This window comes from Streptomyces sp. SJL17-4 (genome assembly GCF_036826855.1).
In the GTDB taxonomy this organism is placed as follows: Bacteria; Actinomycetota; Actinomycetes; order Streptomycetales; family Streptomycetaceae; genus Streptomyces.
Window position 1 is genome coordinate 501,568 of record NZ_CP104578.1, and the last position, 20,948, is coordinate 522,515.

The 20,948-nt window shown below is 71.2% G+C and carries 15 protein-coding genes and 2 pseudogenes; 7 read left to right on the forward strand and 10 right to left on the reverse strand.

Translation table 11 applies throughout. The annotated features are described in order from the left end of the window. Positions 1-241: 241 nt before the first annotated feature. Entirely contained in the window at positions 242-1,150 is a 909-nt protein-coding gene (locus N5875_RS02090) for an adenosine kinase (RefSeq protein WP_318210493.1), read from the forward strand. Positions 1,151-1,239: 89 nt separating this feature from the next. Here the strand turns inward: N5875_RS02090 and N5875_RS02095 are convergent, their stop codons facing one another. From N5875_RS02095 to N5875_RS02105, 3 genes are all read right to left on the reverse strand, one after another. Continuing rightward, a complete protein-coding gene (locus N5875_RS02095; RefSeq protein WP_318210494.1) occupies positions 1,240-2,124 on the reverse strand; it encodes a geranyl diphosphate 2-C-methyltransferase in 885 nt (294 codons plus the stop codon). A gap of 14 nt (positions 2,125-2,138) precedes the next feature. After that, positions 2,139-3,548, reverse strand: coding sequence for a family 2 encapsulin nanocompartment cargo protein terpene cyclase (locus tag N5875_RS02100; RefSeq protein ID WP_338491496.1), 1,410 nt, complete (start codon positions 3,546-3,548; stop codon positions 2,139-2,141). A gap of 279 nt (positions 3,549-3,827) precedes the next feature. Further along, the gene (locus N5875_RS02105; protein ID WP_318210496.1) at positions 3,828-5,237 is read right to left on the reverse strand and encodes a family 2B encapsulin nanocompartment shell protein; all 1,410 of its coding nucleotides are present in this window, start codon (positions 5,235-5,237) and stop codon (positions 3,828-3,830) included. A gap of 574 nt (positions 5,238-5,811) precedes the next feature. Between N5875_RS02105 and N5875_RS02110 the strand changes: the two genes are divergently transcribed. Beyond that, positions 5,812-7,272 (forward strand): basic amino acid/polyamine antiporter, encoded by a 1,461-nt coding sequence (locus tag N5875_RS02110; RefSeq protein WP_338491497.1) that lies wholly within the window; start codon positions 5,812-5,814, stop codon positions 7,270-7,272. Between the two features lie 58 nt (positions 7,273-7,330). Continuing rightward, positions 7,331-8,593, forward strand: a complete 1,263-nt coding sequence (gene arcA / locus N5875_RS02115) for an arginine deiminase (RefSeq protein WP_318210498.1) — start codon at positions 7,331-7,333, stop codon at positions 8,591-8,593. Between the two features lie 67 nt (positions 8,594-8,660). Here the strand turns inward: arcA and N5875_RS02120 are convergent, their stop codons facing one another. The 5 genes and pseudogenes from N5875_RS02120 to N5875_RS02140 all read right to left on the reverse strand — a co-directional run. Beyond that, on the reverse strand, positions 8,661-9,164 hold the full coding sequence (locus tag N5875_RS02120) for a DUF1269 domain-containing protein (RefSeq protein ID WP_318210499.1): 504 nt from the start codon (positions 9,162-9,164) through the stop codon (positions 8,661-8,663). A gap of 17 nt (positions 9,165-9,181) precedes the next feature. Further along, positions 9,182-9,823, reverse strand: coding sequence for a hypothetical protein (locus N5875_RS02125; RefSeq protein ID WP_318210500.1), 642 nt, complete (start codon positions 9,821-9,823; stop codon positions 9,182-9,184). A 150-nt stretch (positions 9,824-9,973) separates the two neighbouring features. Beyond that, positions 9,974-11,068, reverse strand: a complete 1,095-nt coding sequence (locus N5875_RS02130) for a chemotaxis protein (protein ID WP_338491498.1) — start codon at positions 11,066-11,068, stop codon at positions 9,974-9,976. A 54-nt stretch (positions 11,069-11,122) separates the two neighbouring features. Then, positions 11,123-11,611 (reverse strand): DUF1269 domain-containing protein, encoded by a 489-nt coding sequence (locus N5875_RS02135; protein WP_318210502.1) that lies wholly within the window; start codon positions 11,609-11,611, stop codon positions 11,123-11,125. Positions 11,612-11,823: 212 nt separating this feature from the next. Beyond that, positions 11,824-11,946, reverse strand: a pseudogene (locus tag N5875_RS02140) (TetR family transcriptional regulator); the annotation flags it as partial. Positions 11,947-11,949: 3 nt separating this feature from the next. Between N5875_RS02140 and N5875_RS02145 the strand changes: the two are divergent. Both N5875_RS02145 and N5875_RS02150 read left to right on the forward strand, forming a co-directional pair. Then, positions 11,950-12,198: pseudogene (locus N5875_RS02145) on the forward strand (agmatine deiminase family protein); the annotation flags it as partial. A 167-nt stretch (positions 12,199-12,365) separates the two neighbouring features. Then, a complete protein-coding gene (locus tag N5875_RS02150) occupies positions 12,366-13,610 on the forward strand; it encodes a serine hydrolase domain-containing protein (RefSeq protein WP_338491499.1) in 1,245 nt (414 codons plus the stop codon). 123 nt (positions 13,611-13,733) lie between these two features. Here the strand turns inward: N5875_RS02150 and N5875_RS02155 are convergent, their stop codons facing one another. Then, a complete protein-coding gene (locus N5875_RS02155) occupies positions 13,734-14,186 on the reverse strand; it encodes an SRPBCC family protein (RefSeq protein ID WP_318210504.1) in 453 nt (150 codons plus the stop codon). Positions 14,187-14,406: 220 nt separating this feature from the next. Between N5875_RS02155 and N5875_RS02160 the strand changes: the two genes are divergently transcribed. After that, the gene (locus N5875_RS02160; protein ID WP_338491502.1) at positions 14,407-18,660 is read left to right on the forward strand and encodes a bifunctional nitrate reductase/sulfite reductase flavoprotein subunit alpha; all 4,254 of its coding nucleotides are present in this window, start codon (positions 14,407-14,409) and stop codon (positions 18,658-18,660) included. Between the two features lie 79 nt (positions 18,661-18,739). Here N5875_RS02160 and N5875_RS02165 read toward each other — a convergent pair whose 3' ends face one another. Then, complete coding sequence (locus tag N5875_RS02165; RefSeq protein ID WP_338491503.1) at positions 18,740-19,507, reverse strand: ankyrin repeat domain-containing protein; 768 nt, start codon at positions 19,505-19,507, stop codon at positions 18,740-18,742. Positions 19,508-19,708: 201 nt separating this feature from the next. Here N5875_RS02165 and N5875_RS02170 point away from each other — a divergent pair, with 201 nt between their 5' ends. After that, positions 19,709-20,800, forward strand: coding sequence for a substrate-binding domain-containing protein (locus N5875_RS02170; RefSeq protein ID WP_318210507.1), 1,092 nt, complete (start codon positions 19,709-19,711; stop codon positions 20,798-20,800). Positions 20,801-20,948: the final 148 nt, after the last annotated feature.

Consider the following 20,948-nt stretch of genomic DNA (forward strand, 5'->3'; position numbering starts at 1 on the left):
CTCCTGGTGGGGAGCAGGCACTGAGAGCGCTCTCAAGCGAGTGCGGAAGCCACCGTAGCGACGTTTCGCTTGTCAGGTCCATACCAGGACCGGACATTCGACCGGAGGGCGACGAGGGCCGAATCTCCGCAATCCATTTCCGCAAAGGCCTGCAAGATCTTGCCGACCGGTGTCACGGACTGCTTGACTCACCAGCGGCCACGGCCAGTTGAGCCGTCCCGCGTGCACGAGAGGAACATTGATGAGCAGTCAGTACGACGTCCTCGTCCTGGGCGGGTCGGGCGTCGACACGATCGTGTACGTGCCCGAGCTCCCCCTCCCGTACGCCGACAGCTACATGATCCGGCCGGGCATCGAGACGCGCGCCGGGCAGACCGGCGACTTCGTGGCCCTCGGCCTGAGCTCACTCGGCCTGCGGACGCACCACATCGACATGATCGGCGACGACCCCTCCGGCGACCTCGTCCGGGCGTTCCACCGCGACCGGGGCATCGGGTTCACCGAAGTGCCCCTGCCCGGTGGGACGAAGCGGGCCGTCAACCTCGTCGGACCCGACGGCCGCCGCCTCTCGCTCTACGACGACAGCCGTTCCCGGGAGTCCGACCGGCTGCCCGAGGAGCTGGTCCGCTCCCTGGCCTCGGCGAGCCGCCACGCCCATGTCTCGATCACGTACCCCTGCGCCTTCGCCCTGCCGCAGCTGCGCGAGGCGGGCGTCACCCTCTCGACCGATCTGCACAACTGGGACGGCGAGAACCCGTATCACGAGCCCTTCGCCTACGGCGCGGACATCGTCTTCGTCTCGACCACGGCCCTCACGGACAAGGAGCGGACCATGCGCCGGATCCTGGAGCGCGGCCGGGCGGAGGTCGTGATCGCCACCGCCGGCGCCGAGGGCGCGTACCTGCTGACCGCCGACGGGCTCGTCCACGTGCCGGCCGTCACGCCCCGCGAACCGGTGGTCGACTCCAACGGCGCGGGCGACGCCTTCGCCGCCGGCTTCCTCTTCGGCCGGCTGACCGGCGAGGACCTCGACCGGTGCGCCCTCTACGGCGCGGTGGCGGGCGCGTACGCGTGCACCGTGCCGGCCACCGTGGGCGAGGCCATCGACCGCGCGGGGCTGCTCGACGAGGTCGCCGCGGCGCGGGGCTGAGCGGGAACGCCGCGGCGCGGGAACGCCCGGAAGGGCCCGGTCCGTCGTGCGACGGACCGGGCCCTTCGGTACACACGGGGCCGGCCGGCTCAGACCCGGTCGGCCGCGATCAGGACGTACTGGAAGGAGCCGTCCTTGTAGGAGTTGATGAACGCCTCCTCGATGCCGGTGACCAGGGACGACGTGGCGCGCAGCTCCCAGTAGGGCAGGGTGTCCGGCGTCAGGTCGATGACGGCCTGCGGGACGAGACGGTTGTCGGCCATCGCGCGCAGGTACTCGCGGCGGGAGTGGATGTTGCACTCGAAGTGCGCGTTGATCTGGGAGACCCACTTCGAGGGCTGGCCGTACCGCGGGTTCCAGCAGCCGGTGATGGTCACGTAGCGGCCGCCGACCTTGAGGAAGCGGGAGTGCTCGGCGAAGAGGTCGTCGAGGTCGACGTACATGCTCGACTCGTTGTTCCACGAGGCGGCGATGCTGCCCTTCTCGAACGGGGTGTCCAGCATGTTGCAGACCTGGGCATGGACGTGGTCGTCGATGCCGAGCTCCTTCGCGCGCTTGTTGCCGAAATCGGCCTGCGTGGAGGAAAGGGTGACGCCCTCGACCTTGCAGCCGAAGCGCTGGTGGGCCATGACGCTCGAACCGCCGCGGCCACAGCCGGCGTCCACGAGGGTGTCCTCCCGCCCGATGGCTCCGAGGTTGTCCAGGAGGACCTCGGCCTGCGCGGACTCCAGCCGGTGCAGTTCGGTGATCAGCTTCTTCTCGTACTCGCTGTCCTCGGTGTCCCCGAGGGCGGCGTGGTCGACGGCGCCGATGCCGTAGTGGTGGTGGTAGAGCCCGTCGACGTCGCCCAGGCGCAGGTTGACGGGCCTGGCCTCGCTGTTCCAGTAACGGGCGATGTCACCCTGGTACGGCGTCGCCGGGGACGGGACGAACGCGGAGGTGCCGTTGACGGTGGTGTACTCGGTGCTGGTCACGAATAATCCATTTCTTACCAGAAATCGGGCAGGCTGTAGCGATAGGTGTTGGTCTGGTGCCAGTAGTGGTTGCCGTCGACCCACACGGCCACGCCCCGCAGGAAGCGCTGCACGGTCGGGACGGGGCAGGCGGCGGCGAGGGCGGCGGCCTCGGCCTCGAAGTCACGCATGAGGTCGTTGTGGACCTCGACGGCCTTCAGATAGCCCTCGCGGTCGGAGACGCCTTCGCGTTCGGCGATCACCACGGGCAGGTTCAGGTGGGTGCCGGGGCTGTCGAGTTCCTTCATGTACGAGTACAGGTCGTTCACGATGGTGGTCGCGTTCCCGGCGAGCGCGAGGACGCGCTGCATGGCCGGCTGGGCGTGCAGGTCCGCCGGGAGTTCGTAGCCGCCGACGGTGTCGGTGATGGTGGGGCAGGGGCGGAAGTTGTTGAACTGCCGCATCGCCAGGTACTCCCACACCTCCGGCATGTGGCCCGTCTCGGCCCAGGCGGCCTCGGCGAGGTACCCCATGTGCAGCCGGGCCATGTCGTGCCGGAACCGGTCGGCCTGGGAGGGGGTCGACCGGTTGACGAAGTACTCCATGGCGGAGCGGTAGGCGCGCCGCGGGGCGTCCTCGTGGAGCGACTCCGCCCAGAGCGGCTGGTACTCCGTCGTCGTGTGGAGGGGGTCCAGGGCGGTGTGCGCGAGGAGGAGTCGTCCGCCGAGGCCGATGGGCGAGCCGCCGTGGTCCTCGCAGTAGCAGTCGTCGACGGCGTTCTCGGCGACCATCAGGCGCGTGGCGAGCATCAGGTGCTCGACGGTCGGGGCGTCGGGGTGGCACGCGACCATGTAGCGCCCGACGGAGAATCCGTCGAACTCGCCCTCCCAGTCCTCGGGGTAGAGCTGCACCTCGTCGAGCGCCCAGGACTTGATCCTGCGGCTGACCTCGTCCACCCGTACGGGGTCGGGTTCGGGTACGGGGTGGAAGTAGAGGCCCGGGATCGGCCGGCCCTCCACCGGTGCCGCGGGCACCGGGGGCGCGGGCGGCTCGGGCGCCGCCTCGCGCCGGGCCAGGGACAGTCCCGCCGTGCCGAGCCCGGTGGGCCCGGGCAGGACGAATCCCGGCTCGGGGACCGGCGGCGCGGTCACGGCGGTGCCGGCCGACGGCGTGGTGCCGGCCGACGGCGCGGTCACGGCGGTTCCGTTCGGCGGCGCGGGAGCGGCCACGACGGCGGGGGCGACCACGGACGCGGTGGCGGCCACGGGCACGGGAGCGCCCCCTGGCGCGGTGGCGACAGCGGTCGCGGCAGCGGCAACGGCCGTGAGAGCGGCCGCCCCGGCCGTGTCGGTCGGATCTGCCGCCCGTCCGAGGACATGGATCCCGAAGTGGGCGGCGGCGGTGGGCAGGCTCGACTGCAGAGGGGAAGGCCCGGGTTCGGGCATCCGTGGCTCCTTGGTGAGGGTGGTGGGCTGTCCGGGGTCCCGGGCACGGTCGGCCGGCCCGGGACGCTCCGGACCGTCGCGGCCGTCGTGGCGGCCGCGGGACAGCTCCTCCAGGGCCTGTCTGACAATTAGCGTCGGATCAGGCCGGGTCGTTCGGTGCGTGCGATCGGCGTGCGGCCGGCCGGGACGCCCTCGTAGCGGAGCTACGTGGGTGTTTCGGCCGTGCGGCGAGCGTGCGTGCCGGGCGGGCCGGACCCGGCGGGAATCGTCAGACAGGCCCTAGTGCCTGCGGGCGATCTCCACGTTCTCCAGCACGCCCAGCGCGTTCGGCACGAGGATGGCGGCGGAGTAGTACGTGGTGACGAGGTACGACATGATCGCCTGCTCGCTGATGCCCATGAAGCGCACGGAGAGGCCGGGCTCGTACTCCTCCGGAAGACCGGTCTGGCGGAGGCCGATCACGCCCTGGTTGTCCTCGCCGAGGCGCATGGCGAGGATCGAGCTGGTGTTCTCCTTGGTGATCGGGATCTTGTTGCAGGGCAGCAGCGGGACTCCCCGCCAGCTCAGGACCTGCTGGCCGTCGAGGTCGACGGTGCCCGGGTTGAGGCCGCGGGCGTTCCACTCGCGGCCGATCGCGGCGATCGTCCGGGGGTGGGCGAGGAAGAGCTTGGTGCCGCGGCGGCGGCAGAGGAGCTCGTCGAGGTCGTCCGGGGTGGGCGGGCCGGAGTGGGTCTGGATCCGCTGCTTGAAGTCGGCGTTGTGGAGCAGACCGAACTCCCGGTTGTTGATCAGCTCGTGCTCCTGGCGCTCGCGCAGCGCCTCGATGGTGAGCCTGAGCTGCTCCTCGGTCTGGTTCATCGGCCCGTTGTAGAGGTCGGCGACCCTGGTGTGGACCCGCAGGACCGTCTGGGCGACGGAGAGTTCGTACTCGCGCGGCTTGAGCTCGTAGTCGACGAAGGCGCCGGGCAGCGCGACCTCGCCGGTGTGGCCGGCCGACATCGCGATCTCGGCCTCGCCGTGCCGGTTCTGGCGCTGCAGCGGGAGCGAGCTGAACTCCTCGATGTGGGCCTGGAGGGCCGACGACGAGGCGAGCACCGCGGCGAACTCGGCGCGGGAGAGGGTGAGCAGGGTGCCGGAGGTCTCGGCGGTGGCGGTGTAGTCCCATCGGGCGTCGGCGTCCAGAAGGGCGTTCTCGCCGAAGCGGTCGCCGTCGGCGAGGACCGCCACGGCCACCTCGTCGTCGTACTTGCCGAGGGAGGTCTGGCTGATGCGTCCGTGGGCGACGAGGTGGATCTCCTCGGCGGGGGTACCGCGGGTGACCAGTACCTCGCCGGCGCCGAAGTCGCGCTGGACGCACCGGGCGGCCAGCGCGTTCAGCACCTCCTCGTCCTCGAAGCCGCGCAGCAGGGCGAGTTCGCCGAGCTCGCGGGGGATCACCCGGACGTGGGCTCCGTCCTGGACGAACTCGATGCGCCCGTCCCCGACGGTGTAGCTCAGCCGGCGGTTGACCCGGTAGGCACCGCCCTTGGTCTCGACCCAGGGGAGCATCCGCAGCAGCCAGCGGGAGCTGATCTCCTGCATCTGCGGGGCGGACTTGGTCGTGGTGGCGAGGTTCCGGGCAGCGGCGGTACTGAGGCTGGACTGCTTCGGGGTGTCCTGCTGTGCGTCCGGGCTCGTGTCAACGGTCATGGGGCGGGCTCTCCTTCGCAGGGGGGTGGTGACCGGCACACGGGTGCCCCGGTCAGTGAAAGAGGAGAAAGACGTGAAAGCGGTGAAACAGTGAAAGGGGAGAAAGGGGGATGAAGATCTGGGAATCCGTCCAGATCCGGGGGAACAGTAACGGCCGGTGACCCCGGTGCACCCCATCGATTCGGGGGCATTACCTCGAAGCGGCGATCTTGTTCCGTTCGAGGTTTAACCCGGTGATCTGCGGCATTCGGGCCACGTGGCCGAGAGCCCATGGGTCGAACCGCCGATTCGTCCATTTCCGGTTCGAGAGCCGCGTCAACGTTCGGCCCGTCCCCGTCGGGGCCTCCACACACACACACGAGGGGTGCAAATAGTTGCCTACTGAGACAAAACGCCCCTCTCCGGCTAGATTCGGCTTCCAGTCATCTCTCGTCGCGTCAAGGGGTGGGCATGAAGGCCGGCGAACCCGCCGAAGACGAACGGACCCCACGGGAACCGTCGCTCGCGGACGTCTTCCTGCCCGCCACGCTGGTCGCGCTGGTGGGACCCCACCGAGTCGTCCTCGAGGTAGGTCATGTCGCACGCTGATACCGGAACAGACGCCACCACCGCCGGGTCCCCGCCCACGGCCAAACTGACCTTCATCACGCTCACCGCGATGGTCGTCGGCTCCATGGTCGGCGCCGGAGTCTTCTCGCTGCCCCGGCGGTTCGCTCAGGAGACGGGTGTCGCGGGCGCGCTGATCGCCTGGGCGATCGCCGGCTTCGGCATGCTGATGCTCGCCTTCGTCTTCCAGGCGCTCGCGGTGCGCCGCCCGGACCTGGACGCCGGTGTCTACGCGTACGCGAAGGCCGGTTTCGGCGAGTACCTGGGCTTCTTCTCGGCGTTCGGCTACTGGGCGAGCGCCTGCGTCGGCAATGTGACCTACTGGGTGCTCATCATGTCGACGATCGGCGCGATCTGGCCGGCGCTCGGCGACGGCGACACGGCCCTCGCGATCATCCTGTCCTCGGCCGGGCTGTGGGGGTTCTTCCTGCTCATCCGGCGCGGGGTGAAGGAGGCCGCCGCGATCAACCGGATCGTGACGGTGGCCAAGGTCGTGCCCATCATCGTCTTCGTCATCCTCGTCCTGTTCTACTTCGACACCTCCGTCTTCGCCGACAACTGGGGCGGTGCCGACTACGCCGGCTCGCTGTTCAACCAGGTCCGCGGCACCATGCTCGCCACCGTCTTCGTCTTCCTCGGGGTCGAGGGCGCCAGCGTGTACTCCCGGCACGCCAAGCGCCGCGAGGACGTGGGCAGGGCGACGATCCTGGGCTTCCTCAGCGTCTTCGCCGTCTTCGCCTCGGTGACCATCGTGTCGTACGGGATCATGCCGATGAGCGAGATCGCCGAGCTGCGCCAGCCCTCCATGGCGGGGGTCCTGGAGGAGGCCGTCGGCACCTGGGGCAAGGTCTTCGTCAGCGTCGGGCTCATCGTCTCCGTCCTCGGCGCCTATCTCGCCTGGACCCTGATGGCCGCCGAGGTGCTCTTCGTGGCTGCCAAGGACGAGGACATGCCGCGCTTCCTGGGGCGCACCAGCGGCGACGACGTCCCCGTGCCCGCCCTGCTGATGTCCACGGCCCTCAGCCAGGTCGTCCTCGTCGTCACGGCGTTCTCCGACGACGCGTTCAACTTCGCGCTCGACCTGACCAGCGCGCTCACCCTGATCCCGTTCCTGCTCGCCGCCGCGTTCGCGGTGAAGATCGCGGTGAGGCCCGAGCGGGAGAAGGGGGCGGGACATGGCACCCGGGGTGAGTTGCTCGTGGCCGTCCTCGCCACGGTGTACACGGCGTTCCTGCTGTTCGCGGCCGGGCTCAAGTTCGTCCTGGTCTCCTTCATCCTCTACGCGCCCGCGACGTTCCTGTTCGTCAAGGCCCGGCGCGAGCAGGGCAGACAGCTCTTCTCCCCGCGCGAGCTGGTGATCCTCGGCGTCTCGATCGCCGGCGCCGTCATCGGCGTCGTGGCCCTCTCGGCCGGCTGGATCAGCCTCTGAGCCCGCCCTCGTCGTCCTCCGACCCGTCCCTTCGTCACCCGCACCCGAAAGGCCCCGCATGACCAGCAACGACGCTTCCGCCAAGCCCGCGCTCGGCGTGTACTCCGAGGTCGGACGGCTCCGCAAGGTCCTTGTCTGCTCCCCGGGGCTCGCCCACCGCCGGCTGACCCCGACCAACTCGGACGATCTGCTGTTCGACGACGTGATGTGGGTGGAGAACGCGCAGCGCGACCACGCCGACTTCGTCAACAAGCTGACCCAGCGGGGCGTCGAGGTCGTGGAGCTGCACAATCTGCTCACCGAGACGATGGCGATCCCCGAGGCACGGGCCTGGCTCCTCGACCGGAAGATCATCGCCAACGAGGTCGGCCTCGGCCTGATCGACGACACCCGCGCCTTCCTGGAGTCCGTCGCACCGCGCGACCTGGCCGAGTACCTGATCGGCGGCCTGTCGACGGCCGACCTGCCCGACGCGTTCCGCTCGGGATACGTCTCCCTGGCCCGCGAGGCCACAGGCGTACGCGAGTACCTGATGCCGCCGCTGCCGAACACGCTCTACACCCGCGACACCACGTGCTGGCTGTACGGCGGCGTGACCCTCAACCCGCTGTACTGGCCGGCGCGGCACGGCGAGACCCTGCTCATGAAGGCGGTCTACTCCTTCCACCCCGACTACAAGGACGCCGCCGTCTGGTGGGGCGACCCCGAACGGGACTGGGGCCAGGCCACCTTCGAGGGCGGCGACATCATGCCCGTCGGCAACGGCGTCGTCCTCATGGGCATGAGCGAACGCACCTCCCGGCAGGCCATCACCCAGGTCGCCGCCTCGCTGTTCGAGAACGGCGCGGCCGACCGGGTCATCGTCGCGGGCATGCCGAAACTGCGCGCCGCGATGCACCTGGACACCGTCTTCACCTTCGCCGACCGGGACGTCGTCACGCTCTACCCGAAGATCATGGACTCGGTCCACACCTTCACGCTGCGGCCCGGCGACAAGGCGCCCGGGGTGGAGATCACCGACGAGGGCGGCACCCCGTTCGTGGACGTGGTGGCCAAGGGCCTGGGGCTGCCGAAGCTCCAGGTCATCGAGACCGGCGGCGACGTGTACGCCTCCGAGCGGCAGCAGTGGGACAGCGGCAACAACGCCGTCGCCCTCGAACCCGGCGTCGTCTTCACGTACGACCGCAACACCCAGACCAACACGCTGCTGCGCAAGGCGGGCGTCGAGGTCATCACCATCGTGGGCGCCGAGCTCGGCCGGGGCCGCGGCGGCGGGCACTGCATGACGTGCCCGCTGATCCGGGACGCGGTCGAGTTCTGACGAGGTGTGAACGAACCGGCCACCCCGGGGAAGGGGTGGCCGGTTCGGCATGGTCCGGACGGGTCGGTCAGCCGGCCGAGTCCGGACCCGCCAGCTGCTCGGCGAGCTCCCGCTCGCTCTCCTCCGGCAACGAGGTCTTGAGCACGGTGCCGCCGAACTGGTCGAGCGCCGCGGCGAACTTGTCCTCGGTGATCTTCGATGCCATGACCACGACGGCGGACGAGCCGGGTGCCAGCAGCGACTGGACCTTGTCTCGGAACGTGTTGTCGACGCCCATCTGGTTCAGCTTGCCGATGAGTCCGCCGACGGCGGCGCCCACCACGCCGATTCCCGGCGTGAGGATGATCATGCCGAAGACCATGCCCCAGAGGGCGCCGGCGGTGGCCGAAAGGGCGACCTCCCCCTTCCTCCTGGCCGGGGTGTCCACATGGGTCTTGCCGTCCGCGTCCACCGAGACGACGGCGAGTCCGGTCAGCTCGACCACATGGCTGTCCCCGAGCTTCTGTACCGCGGCGAAGGCCTTGTTCGCGACGGCACGATCGTCGTAGCCGAGGACGATGAGTTCGGACATGCGGCTCTCCTCCTGTGTCAGTACCGCTGTGTCTTGGTGAGCCTCGGGGTCAGCACCGGCTCGGGGGGTTGCCTGCTGATGACCAACGGCTGTTGGCGTTCGCCCGGTTCGAGGTCCTCGGCTCCGACGAACTGCGTCTCGACGACCTTGCCCGAGGGGTCGAGGAAGTCGACCTGGACGGCGTAGGAGGCTTCCTCGTCCGTCTTGTTGGTGATGTTCAGGACGACGGTCAGCACGCCGCCGGTGTCCGCGCGCGGCTTGCCGGTCATCGCGACCTCGTTCCGCGCGTTGCCCGGGGCCTTCACGTCCTTCAGTTCGTCCTCGGCCTCCCGGCGCGTGCGCTCGATCTCCGCGCCGATGGACGCCTTGCGCTCGGCCTCCCGCGCGGAGGCCGAGGCCGCCGCGGAGGAGGCGGACGCGCGGGCGGATTCGACCGCCGCCGCCCCCGACGAGGCGACGGAGGAGGGTAGTTCCCCCGTGAAGCCGGCCGTGTCGGGGGCCGTGGGGCGTTCGCTGAAGGCGGGGCCGCCGGTGTCGTCGTTCCCGGTGTCGCAGGACACGAGACCGACCGCGCCGAGGGCCGTGACGACGACGGCCGCGGCCGCGCTCACCGCCCGTGCGCGGACGGCCCGTCTCGCGCGCGCCGATGTGGGGTTCACAGGATGCGTCCTCTTCTCGTCTGCGTTCGTCGTACGGTCGGTGTGCGGTCCGGATGGGTCGGTGTGCGGTCGTGGTGCGGTCCCGGCGCGGTCGGTGCGGTCCTGGTACGGTCCCCGCGCGGTCGGTGTGCGGTCCTGGTGCGGCCGTCGTCAGTAGCGCAGGACTGCGGCGATGCGGCCCATGTCGAGCAGGGCGTCGTCGCGGACGAACTGGACCTCGGCGCCGGTGTCGAGGGCCCGCTCGACGATCTCGTCGACCATGTCGTCCCGTGACCCGGGCTCGGAGGGCTCGGCGGGTTCCAGATGGCCGCCCTCGTCGCGTACGACGGTCCGGTAGTGGTCCTCGACGGCGAGCAGCCGGATCCGGCCCTCCTTCACCGCCTGCCACACCTCGTCGATGCCGCCGGCGAACTCACGGCGTCCCCGGGCGGCGTCGAGTTCGGCCAGGACGGTGGTCGCCGCGGCGGACTCGCGAGCGACGCGGGCGGGCTCGACGGCCTCCTGGACCGCGGTGGCCGGCCCCTTCGCGAGCCCTCCCTGGTGGATGGGTGCCGCGCCCTGCTGGAACGGTCCGGTGTCCTCCAAGAGGGCGAGGGCGGCCGGTTCACCGATCACGTACAGCGGGCGCGGCGTGGAGGCGAGGACGGCGCGCAGGGCCGTGTGCGCCTCGCGCAGGAACTGGCGGGTGGCCTCGTCCTGGAAGGTGCTGGGCAGGTCGCCGATGCGTTCCTTCCGCTCCGCGTCCGGGTCTTCGAGGCTGCGGGTGAGCGGGAAGCCGTCCCCGGTGTGCTCGGTGACCCGCTCGGGGCTGCCGCTCCACAGCGAGACGCGGTCGGCCGAGACCGCGAGCGCCCAGGAGGGCTGCTCGGCGGCCTGGGCGGCGACGAGGTTCCGGGTGAGGAAGGTGTCGGCGAGGACGACGCGCTCGGGGACCGTCCGGGCCACCGTCCACACGTAGTGCTCCCCCGGGGCCACGAAGATGACCAGGCCGTCCTCGGCATGCGCGAGGTCGGTCTCGGCCACCGCACGGTTCAGCTGGTCCATGACGTCGGCGCGCCGCTCGCGGGTCACGCCCGGGTCGTCCTGGATCGCCTTCTCCGCCGCGGCCACGAGGTTGCGCAGGCGTACGGGGTCCTGGGCGTTGTCCGGCTCGCGGCGGTGCGTGGGCATCACGAGGGAGACAGCGGGGTACGGGCGGGGCTGTCGCAGCTTCGCGAGTACGTCGCTGCTGAGCTCGGGGTCCATGAGGAAGCCTTCCTGGCGAATTCCGGGTCTGCGGGGCGGGGCAGGGGCGGCCGGCTACTCGGGGCCGGCGAGCTGCTCGGCCAGTTCCTTCTCGTCCTCGTCGCTGAGCGAGGTCTTGAGGACGGTGCCGCCGTGCGGCCGCATGGCCACGGTGAACTTGTCGTCGGTGACCTTCGAGGCCATGATCACGACGGCGGCCGAACCGGGCTTGAGAAGGTCCTCCACCTGCTGGCGGAACCGGTCGTCGACACCGGACTTGCTGATCTTCCCGACGAGGCCGCCGAGGGCTGCTCCGGTCAGGAGGCCCACGCCGGGGAGCAGGAAGAGGAGACCGAAGATGGCTCCCCACATGGCTCCGGAGGCGGCGGAGACACCGACGACGCGGCTGTCGGTGTCGACGTGGGTGCTGCCGTCGGCGTCGACGGAGACGATCGCGAGACCGTTGAGATGCACGACGTAGTCGCGTTGCAGCTCCTGCACCGTGCCGTACGCCTGCTCGGCCACCTGGGGGTCGTCGTATCCGATGACGATGAGCTCAGCCATTCCCGCCTCCCGGGAGAAGGGGCCATGAGGTGTCATCGTGTCCCGATATGTCCGCCCTCGCGACTCGGTGTTCCCCTCGATGGACGCACGGGTACCACCCGGGCGCGCACTCGCGCGACCAGGCGGCCGGCCTCCGTCCGCGCAGCCCCGTCCGCGCAGCACCGTCCGTGCGACCCCGTCCGGGCAGCGCCGTCCGTGCGACCCCGTCCGGGCTACGGCCTGTTCAGCGAGATCAGCTCCACGTCGACGGCTTCGCGCAACAGCGCCCGCGCGTGGTCGATCGCGATGCCGCCGCTCAGCCAGCGCATGCTCAGGCCCTCCAGGAGGGCGGTGAGCCCAACGACTCCCAGGTGGGCCGACTGCTCCTCCGCACGTACGGCATCCCCCGCGAGGTGGCCTCCCTCGTCGCCGAGGGCGGCTCCTTCGAGACCGACGGCGAGGGCACCCTCCTCGTCACCGAGAGCTCGATCGTCAACGACAACCGCAACCGCGGGAAGACCCGGGACCGGATCGAGGACGAACTGATCGAGACCCTCGGCGTCGAGAAGGTGGTCCGGCCGGCGGGTGTCCGCGGCGAGGACATCACCCCTCGCCCCCTCTCCCTTTCCCCCGGGAGCCGGTTCCGCGGGGTCCTCGTCGTCCGGACCGTGACGCGTCCGGACGGCGCTGTCGTCTGCCCCGCACGGGCGGGTCTCACAGGGCCCTACGGAGTGTTCACCCCGGGTCGCCCGCCCGCCCGGACATAGTGCGGGGCATGACGCACACCCCCCACTCCCCGCGCACGCGTGCGCGGTCCCGCAGGGCTCTGCTCTGCGCCGCTCTCCTCGCCCTCACCGTCCAGACGACGGCCGTGGCGCCCGCGCTCGCCGAGGGGCCCGGCGGCCGCGGCGGATCCGACTGCGTGCGGACCCAGGGCCACCTCGACGACAGAGCCCGCGAGGTCCAGGACATCACCCGAAAGGCCAAGAAGGACCTCCGGCTGAACGCCGTGCAGGTGCGGGTCACGATCGACGGGCGCGAGGTCCTCACGGACGCGCTGGGCGAGTCCATGACCGGCGTCCCGGCCGAGCCGGACATGCACTTCCGCGCCGGCTCCGTGGCCTTCGCCCATATCGCGACGGCCCTCCTCAGGCTGGTCGAGGAGAGACGGGTCCGACTCGACGACACCGTGGAGCGCTGGCTGCCCGACCTGCCCAAGGCGGACCGGATCACCCTGCGCATGCTGGCGAGCAACACCACGGGCCTCCACGACTACGTCACCGACCCGGAGTTCGGCAAGGAGCTGGGAGCCCACCCGTTCCGGGCGTGGACCCCCGAGCAGCTCGTCGCGTATCCGCTCCGCCACTCCTTCTGGTACGAGCCGGGCAAGAGCTGGAGCTACTCCCACGCCAATTACGTCTACCTGGTCGAGGCGCTCGAGAAGATCACCGGGGTCCGGATCGACCGACTGGTGAAGGAGAAGGTCACGGGGCCGCTGCAGCTGCGGAACACACGGAACAACTTCACGCCCGACATCCCGCGCCCCGTCCTGCACGCGTTCACCTCGGACCGCGGGGTGTACGAGGAGTCCACGTTCTGGAACCCGTCGTGGACCACCGCGCCCGGCGCGGTCATCACCACGCACATCTGTGACCTGGCCCGCTCGGCGCAGGGCATCGGCAGCGGCGAGCTCCTCTCGCCCCGCTCGTACCGCACCCTGGTCAACCCGGGGACGGTCGGTCTCGGCGGCGGGACCCACACGTGTCCCGCCACGATCTGTCTGAAGCAGACCGAGGCGAAGCACTTCGGTCTCGGCGTCATCGTGGTCAACGGCTGGATCCTGCAGAACCCGTCGTTCTCGGGGTACGCGGCCATCCAGGCGTACCTTCCGTCCAAGCGTCTCGCCATCGCGGTCTCGGCGACCAAGACGGCCACCACGCCCGACGGCAACCAGGCCGAGGTGGTCGCCGAGCGGATCGCGGCCGCGCTCGCTCCGGGGGACCCGCTCGCGATCAGCTGATCCCCGGACCGGGCGATCCGGGCAGAGGTTCCGCCGCCGTGAGGTTCCGTCGGAGGAACCTCACGGCGGGAACCTCCCGGCGCAGGCCACAGACCTGCGCGCACGACGGCCGCTCCCGCCGGGTCAGACGGCGGCGCCGCTCTCCAGGATGCCCTTCAGGGTCCGTTCGTCCTTCGGTATCTCCTTGCGCACATGCGGACGGATGACGAGCGGGACGAGTGCCTTCCCGATGCCGTGCCCCTCGAAGTCGAGGGCAAGCGTCACACGGGAGCGTTCGCCGTCGTCCAGTGGCTCGATCGTGCCCTGGATGTCGCCGCGTACGGGTCCGTCGATCCCGTGCACGTGCCAGTGGCGCGGCGGATCGAGCTCGATGACCTGCATGGTCGAGGTGAACTCCCGCCGCCCGAGCCGCCGTGTGACGGCGACCTTCGAGCCGACCGCGATGGGATCGCTCCCGAGCTTACGGACCGAGACCGCGCTCTCCTGCCACTGGGGCAGATGCGTCGGGTCGGTCACGTAGGAGAAGACATCCGCGGGCGGGCGGGAAATGTCGATGGATTCCTTGATGGCAGGCATGGCGCCCTCTTCATCCCCCACGTGGGCTTGGTGCTTCATACAAATCGTCCCATGGGTGCCGGGCCACCGCCACTGCCGGAGACGGGCCCACCGGATTCTCACACCGCGTCCGGTGCCGCTGTGTGACCGGTGTTACGGACCAAGATCCGCCGGGTTGACACAGGTGTAACGGGCATTCCGTACGGTCGGGGCTCGAACGGTTCCACAGAGAGGCGCCCCGGTGACCCGACAGGACACGCCGACCCCCCGGGCCGGTACGGCCGGTACGCCCGACCAGGTGCGGACCGTCTGCTCGTACTGCGGTGTGGGGTGCGGCATGCTCCTCGACGTCGGCGCCGGGCCCGACGGGCGCCGCACCGTCCTCAAGGCGACGGGCGACAAGGACCACCCCGCCAACCGGGGACGTCTGTGCACCAAGGGCGCCACCACCGCCGATCTGCTCGCCGCCCCCGGACGGATGACCACCGCGCTGGTACGGGAGGAGCGCGGGGCCGATCCCGTCCCGGCCGACACCGACCGGACCCTCACCGAGACCGCCCGCCGGCTGCGCGCGATCGTCGACGAGCACGGGCCCGACGCCTTCGCGCTCTACGTCTCGGGCCAGATGAGCCTGGAGGCCCAGTACCTCGCCAACAAGCTCGCCAAGGGCTTCATCGGCACGAACCGGATCGAGTCCAACTCGCGGCTCTGCATGGCGAGCGCCGGCACCGGCTACAAGCTGTCCCTCGGCGCCGACGGCCCGCCCGGCTCGTACGACGACCTCGACCGGGCCGACGTCTTCCTCGTCATCGGCTCCAACATGGCCGACTGCCACCCCATCCTGTTCCTCCGCATGATGGAGCGGGTCAAGGCCGGGGCGAAGCTGATCGTCGTCGACCCCCGGCGCACCGCCACCGCCGACAAGGCCGGCCTCTTCCTTCGCATCAAGCCCGGCACGGACCTCGCGCTGCTCAACGGGCTCCTGCACCTGCTGCACGAGAACGGTCACACCGATCCCGGCTTCGTCGCCGCGCACACCGAGGGCTGGGAGGCGATGCCCGCGTTCCTCGCCGACTATCCGCCCGCCTCCGTCGCCCGTATCACCGGCATACCCGAGGCGGACATCCGTACGGCCGCCGAGTGGATCGGCACGGCAGGCGAATGGACCAGCTGCTGGACCATGGGCCTCAACCAGTCCACCCACGGCACCTGGAACACCAACGCCCTGGTCAACCTGCACCTGGCGACCGGCGCGATCTGCCGCCCCGGCTCGGGCCCCTTCTCCCTCACCGGCCAGCCCAACGCGATGGGCGGCCGCGAGATGGGCTACATGGGCCCCGGCCTCCCCGGCCAGCGGTCGGTCCTGGTGGCCGAGGACCGGGCCTTCACCGAGGAACTCTGGGACCTCCCGCCCGGCACGATCCGCGAGGACGGCTCCGGACAGGGCACCGTCGACCTCTTCCGGCGCATGGCGGACGGCGAGATCAAGGCGTGCTGGATCATCTGCACCAACCCGGTCGCCTCCGTCGGCAACCGCGCCACCGTCGTCGAGGGCCTGCGGGCCGCCGAACTCGTCGTCACCCAGGACGCGTTCGCCGACACCGAGACCAACGCGTACGCGGACGTCATGCTGCCCGCCGCCCTGTGGACGGAGACCGAGGGCGTACTGATCAACAGCGAGCGCAGCCTCACCCTCACCCGGCCGGCCGTCGACCCGCCCGGGGAGGCGCTCGCCGACTGGCGGATCATCGCCCGCATCGCGTGCGCGATGGGGTACGAGAAGGCGTTCTCGTACGACAGCGCCGAGGAGGTCTTCGAGGAGATCAGGCGCGCCGGGAACCCGAAGACCGGCTACGACCTGAGCGGAGTGTCGTACGAGCGACTGCGCGACACCCCCGTCCAGTGGCCGGCCGCGAGCGGAGGTCCGGCACGGAACCCGATCCGGTACGTGGCGGGGGACGGCGACGGGCAGAGGACGGGTCCCGTCTTCCCGACGGCGAGCGGCCGGGCCGTCTTCCACGCCCGACCGCACATCGACCCCGCCGAAATGCCCGACGACGCCTTTCCGTTCGTCCTCAACACCGGGCGTCTGCAGCACCAGTGGCACACCCTCACCAAGACCGGAAAGGTCCCCAGGCTCAACAAGCTCAACCCGGCGCCGTTCGTCGAACTGCACCCCGAGGACGCCTCGCGGCTCGGCCTCGCGGAGGGCGACCCCGTGGAGATCGCCTCGCGGCGCGGGAAGGCCGTGCTGCCCGCCGTGGTCACCGACCGGGTGGCGCCGGGGAGTTGCTTCGCGCCGTTCCACTGGAACGACCTCTTCGGCGACGACCTGTGTGTCAACGCCGTCACCAACGACGCCGTCGATCCGCTCTCCTTCCAGCCCGAGCTGAAGGTGTGCGCGGTGGCGCTGACGAAGGCGGCGGTCCCGGCGCGGACGAACGCCGAGGTCTCGGCGCCGACGAACGCGACGGTCCCGGCGCCGGCCGCGCAGGCCCCGGTGTTTCCCGGGGTCCCCGTGGTCCCTGTGGTCCCTGTGGTCCCTGTGGTCCCGCAGGCGGTCATTCCGGGCGGCGGCCCACCGCCGGGTGCCACGGCGGCCTTCGGTCTCGCACCCACCCCGCCGCCCGTACTCTCCGCCGAGGAGCGGCAGTATCTCGTCGGCTTCCTCGCCGGGCTGGAGTCGGGCGCGCCCGGGGTGCCCGTCCTGCCGCCCGGCGCGCCGTTCCGCGAGGACCACGCCCAGTGGGTGAACGGGGTCCTGGCCGGTCTGTACTCCCGCGCGCCGCAGACCGCCCCCGCTGTCGGCGCGGGCACGGCGGGCCGCGAGGTCGTCGTGCTGTGGGCCTCGCAGACCGGCAACGCCGAGGAGTTCGCGGCCGCCACCGCCGAGCGGCTCCTGTCGGCCGGCCACCGGGCCGCGCTCACGGGCATGGACCAGACCGACCTCACGGCGCTGCCGCCCGCCGCCGACCTGCTGCTGATCACCAGTACGTTCGGGGACGGGGACGCGCCGGACAACGGCTCCGGGTTCTGGGACGCCCTTGCCGCGCCCGACACCCCGCGCCTCGACGGTCGCCGCTATGCCGTACTCGCCCTCGGGGACTCCTCGTACGGCGACTTCTGCGGGCACGGGCGGCGCCTGGACCATCGCCTGGACGAACTCGGGGGCGTCCGCCTGGCGCCCCGTACCGACTGCGAACCCGACTACGAGACCTCCGCTCTCGCCTGGCTCGACCAGGTCCTGGCCGGGCTGTCCGACGAGCCGACGGCGCTGTCCCCCACGCCCGCCCGCCCCGCCCAGGCGCCCGGGGCCGTCCCCGGACCCGCACCCGCACCCGCACCCGCACCCGCACCTGGCCCGGCCCGTCGGTCCGGCCCGGCCACCACTCCCGCCCGGCTCGTCGGCAACCGGCTGCTCAGCCTGCCGGGCGCGGGCAAGGAGGTCCGGCGGTTCACCTTCGACACCAGGGATAACGGAGCGCCGCTCGGCTACGAGAGCGGCGACGCGCTCGGCGTGCGGCCCGTCAACTGTCCCGACCTCGTGGCCGAATGGCTGGCCGTCACCGGTCTCGACGCGGACTCCCCCGTGGACCTGCCCGGCGACGGCCCCGTCGCCTTCGGCGAGGCCCTCCACCGCCACCTCGACATCACCCGTGCCACGCCCGCCCTCCTCGGCTTCGTCACCGAACGGACCGGCGACCGGGACCTCAAGCGACTCCTCCGGCCCGACAACAAGGACGGGCTCGCCCAGTGGACATGGGGCCGGCAGGCCGTGGACGTCCTCGCCGAACACCCGGTCCGCGCCACCGCGCAGGAGTGGGCCGAGGTGCTGGGCCGCCTCAGGCCACGCCTCTACTCGATCTCCTCGAGTCCCCTCACCGACCCCCATCAGGTGTCCCTGACCGTCTCCGTGGTCCGCTACGAGAACCGTCGCGGGCGCCCCCGCAAGGGCGTCTGCTCGCCGTTCCTGGCCGACGCCGCATCCGGCACCGCCGTCCCCGTACACGTCCAGCGCGCCCCGCACTTCCGGCCTCCCGCCGACCCCTCGACCCCGATGGTGATGGTGGGGCCGGGTACGGGCGTGGCGCCGTTCCTCGGCTTCCTGGACGAGCGGCGGGCGCTCGGCCACCGGGCCCCGAACTGGCTCTTCTTCGGCGAGCAGCACCGCGCCACGGACTTCTACTACGAGGAGGAGCTCACCGCCCTCCTCGCCGACGGCACCCTCGACCGGCTCGACACCGCCTTCTCCCGCGACCAGCGCGCCAAGGTCTACGTCCAGGACCGGATGCGCGAGCACGGGCCGCAGCTGTGGTCGTGGCTCCAGTCCGGAGCGCACTTCTACGTCTGCGGTGACGCGGCCCGGATGGCGAAGGACGTCGACCGTGCGCTGCGTGACATCGCGGTGACCCACGGGGGCCTCGACGAGGAGTCGGCGGGGGTGTACGTCAAGCAACTGGCCGCCGACAAGCGGTACGTACGGGACGTGTACTGAGGCCCGCGGCTACTGAGGTCCGCGGCTGCCGAGGTCCGCGGCTGCCGAGTGAGGCGACCGGCGCACAAGGCGGCCGCGGTCACCCTTCGTCGGCCGCCGCCCGGCGCTCCGCGGCCGTCCTCGCCCCTCGGTCCATCAGCAGGCCGACGACCTCCTCCGCCTTCTCGGCGCGGGCGATGTCGAGCGGGGTGAGGTCGTTCCAGCCGATCCCGTCGATGTCCGCGCCGGCGTCCAGGAGCCGTACGGCGACGGCGAGCCGGCCGCCCTGGCAGGCGCCCCAGAACGCCTGGGTGATCTCCTCCGGCGAGGGGGCGGGGTCGGCGGCGAGGCGGGACTCGACCCTGTCGAGGAGGCCGAGGGTCGCGGCGTCCTGGAAGGTGGGGCGGGCACCGAGTTCGAGCAGCCTGCGGGCCGCGCGCCACTGCCCGAAGGCGCGGGCGTCGGCCAGCGGCGTACCGCCGGCGATGACCGCTCCGTCGGCCTCGATGTCGGCTCCGGCGGCGACGAGCGCGTCGATCATCGGGACGTCGTCGTTGCTCGCCGCCCAGTGCAGCGGCGTCTCCCGGTGGGCTCCGGTGAAGCGGGCGTCCGGGTCGGCGCCGGCCCCGACCAGGACGGCGACGGTCTCCGGGCCGCGCGGCCGATGGCCGGGCCAGTCGGTGGCGAGGTGCAGCAGGCTCCGGCCGCCGGGGCCGCGGCCCTCCCGGTCCTCGACGACCCGGGCGCCGGCGAGCCCGGGATGCTCGGCGAGCAGGCCCCGCAGGGCGTCGAGGTCGCCGGTGGCGATGGCCTCGCTGACGGCGACGGCCACCGGGTCCTGGGAGCTGAGGGTACGCGGAGTCGGCATGCCGCCAGGATGCCGCAGTGGGGGCGACGGCGCGCGGACCGGCCCGACCCGCGGTCCCGCGCCCGGGGCGGTCCGGCCGGAGCTGGTTCACCCGCTTGCCGGACCCCAGCTTGACGCTAATGTCGATATATAGGCCACATGTGCATCCTCCGTCCCGCGGTCATCAGGCGGTGGGGCGGCGGAGTACGGAAGGAGCCTCCCATGACCCGTAGATTGCGGGGCGCGATAGCTCTGGCCGGAGTCACCGCCCTCTGTCTGGGCGCCGTGGCGACCAGCGGGGCGGCCCAGCCGGGCGCGGGCTCGGCGGCACAGGGCGACGTGCGGATCGGCCTGCTGCTGCCGGAGAGCAAGACCACGCGGTACGAGAAGTTCGACCGGCCGTACATCGAGGCCAAGATCAAGGAACTGGCGCCGGACGCCCAGATCGACTACTACAACGCCGCCGAGAGCGCCACCACTCAGCAGCAGCAGGTGAACACGGCGCTCGCCAAGGGCGACAAGGTCCTGATCCTGGACGCCGTGGACGCGAAGTCGATCCAGTCATCCGTGCAGAAGGCCCGTGACGCGGGTGTGAAGGTCGTCGCGTACGACCGCCTCGCGCAGGGTCCGGTCGACGCGTACGTCTCGTACGACAACCGCAAGGTGGGTGAGCTGCAGGGCAAGGCGCTCCTCGACGCGCTCGGCGACAAGGCCGGGAGCGGCGAGATCGTGATGCACAACGGGTCGCCGACCGACCCGAACGCGGCGGAGTTCAAGGCCGGCGCGCACTCGGTCCTGGACGGCAAGGTGAAGATCGGCAAGGAGTACGACACGCCGAACTGGGACCCGAACAACGCCAACCAGCAGATGTCCGGCGCGATCAGCGCCCTGGGCAAGGACAGGATCGTCGGTGTCTACTCGGCCAACGACGGACTGGCGGCCGGTATCGCCACCGCGCTGAAGGCGGCGGGCATGAACGTGCCGCTGACCGGTCAGGACGCCCAGCTCGACGCGATCCAGCGGATCCTGCTCGGCACCCAGACGATCACGGTCGAGAAGCCGTACAAGCCGGAGGCGGACATCGCGGCCACGATGGCCGTGAACCTCGCCGAGGGCAAGCCGCTGCCGGCCGACCTGACGCCCACCACCGTCACCAGCGGAAGCGGCGACAAGGTCCCGGCCAACCTGCTCACGCCGGTCGTGGTCGACAAGACCAACATCAAGGACACCGTCGTGAAGGACGGCCTGTACACGGTTCAGGAGATCTGCACCCCGACGTACGCCGCTGCCTGCAAGGACGCCGGGCTCCAGTAGCCGCGCGGCGATTCCGTCCCGGCGCGCAACGACGACGATTCCGTCCCGGCGCGCACCATCGGCGATTCCGTCCCGGCGCGCATCATTCCGCCCGGGCGCACGGCAGGTCCGTCCCGGGCGCTCCGGCCCGGGCGTTCCATCCCGGCGC